The organism is Pseudomonas sp. EGD-AK9, from assembly GCF_000465935.2.
Taxonomy (GTDB): domain Bacteria; phylum Pseudomonadota; class Gammaproteobacteria; order Pseudomonadales; family Pseudomonadaceae; genus Aquipseudomonas.
The window spans coordinates 1-1,443 of the sequence record NZ_AVOF01000544.1; the positions used below are offsets into that span (position 1 = coordinate 1).

Consider the following 1,443-nt stretch of genomic DNA (forward strand, 5'->3'; position numbering starts at 1 on the left):
CAGCGCATCGAAGCCGGTGAAGGGATCGCTGGCGGCGGGCAGCCCCGGCGACGATATGTCGGCGCCGGTAATCTGTACCAGGATGTCGTACTCGCCCAGGCGCACCAGCTCGCCGTCCCGCAGCGGCTCGCTATTGCCGCGGTGCAGGCGCACCCCGGCGTTGACCAGTTGCACGCCGTTGGTGCTGGTGTCGGTCAGGTAATAGGTGCCGTCGCGGAACTGGATCACGCAGTGCTGGCCCGATACCAGGCGCTCCGGGTCGGGCAATACCCAGTCGTTCTCCGGGTTGCGCCCGATGCGCAGCTCGCCGCGGTCGAGCTCCATGTCCGCACGCTGCCCGGGCGTCAGCTTGTGATAACTGGTGATGGTCAAACGCAGCGGCATTCAAACTCCTTACAAAACTTCGCTCATCGACCGCATGAGTCCCCAACCGGTGCCCTGAGTATAGGCATCACAAAGTTGACCAGTGTTGTTCAGGAGTAACACTTTGAATCTGCTTTTTTGTAATTAGCAATATAGCGAAAGACACTAAATAAAGAATTTCGGCTCGCCTATCTTAATCCGCTCGACAGTTCGTCCAGGCGCCTGGCCAATTTCTTGACAAGCCTAAAACAACGCCAAGACTTGCTCTAACAACTCGATCGGAGTGGCCATGCCCCGCTCCGAATAGAACGTAATCCACAGGATGTGGATTGAAGTCCAACGTTCGCTCTGACGGTATGCCTGCCCGCAGCAGGTTGGATATGGAGATCACCCATTGTGGTGGACGTACAGCAGCTGTTGACCGCGGTATCCCCCGACTCCCCGAGTGGCGCCGATCTCGAATACGACTCGGCGTTCCTCGAACTCGAGCGCGTCGCCCAGGGCCAACCCGAGCGCCAGATGGGCGATTCGGTATTGCCCGCCGAGCCGCCGGAATGGCGCCAGGTGCGCGATCTGTGCGTCGAGCTGTTCGCGCGCAGCAAGGATCTGCGCATCGCCAACTATTACCTGCAAAGCAGCATCGCCCTCGATGGCCTGCCCGGCCTGGCCCAGGCGCTGCAGCTGATCCAGGCGCTACTGCAGCAGTACTGGGACAGCCTCTACCCGATGCTAGACGTCGAGGACGACAACGACCCCACCTTCCGCATCAACGCCCTGGCCGGCATAGGCGCCGAGCCGGTGGTGCGGCTGTTGTGGGAAATGCCGCTGATCCGCTCGCGCGCCTTCGGTACCGTGACCTTGCGTGCCGCCCTCAATGCCAGCGGCTTGCAGCGCTTCGCCAGCGAAAGCCTGGGCCTGGAACAGGTCGCGGCGGCCTTTCGCGATAGCGATGCCGAGCAGGTCGAGGCCTGCCGCGCCGCGGTCGGCGCCGCCCAGGCGGCGCTGCAGGGGATAGAACGGGAGGTCAACGAGCGCGTCGGCTCGGACCGCGGCGCCGATCTGGGCACCATCAAGCAGCTG

General features: G+C 62.6%; 2 protein-coding genes. One reads left to right on the top strand and one right to left on the bottom strand.

The annotated features are described in order from the left end of the window. Window positions 1-384, bottom strand: a 384-nt coding sequence (tagH, locus tag N878_RS20340) for a type VI secretion system-associated FHA domain protein TagH (protein ID WP_031303608.1), incomplete at its 3' end; no start/stop codon positions are given. A gap of 375 nt (window positions 385-759) precedes the next feature. Between tagH and tssA the strand changes: the two genes are divergently transcribed. Next, a partial coding sequence (gene tssA, locus N878_RS20345) for a type VI secretion system protein TssA (RefSeq protein WP_021445382.1) occupies window positions 760-1,443 on the top strand: 684 nt, incomplete at its 3' end.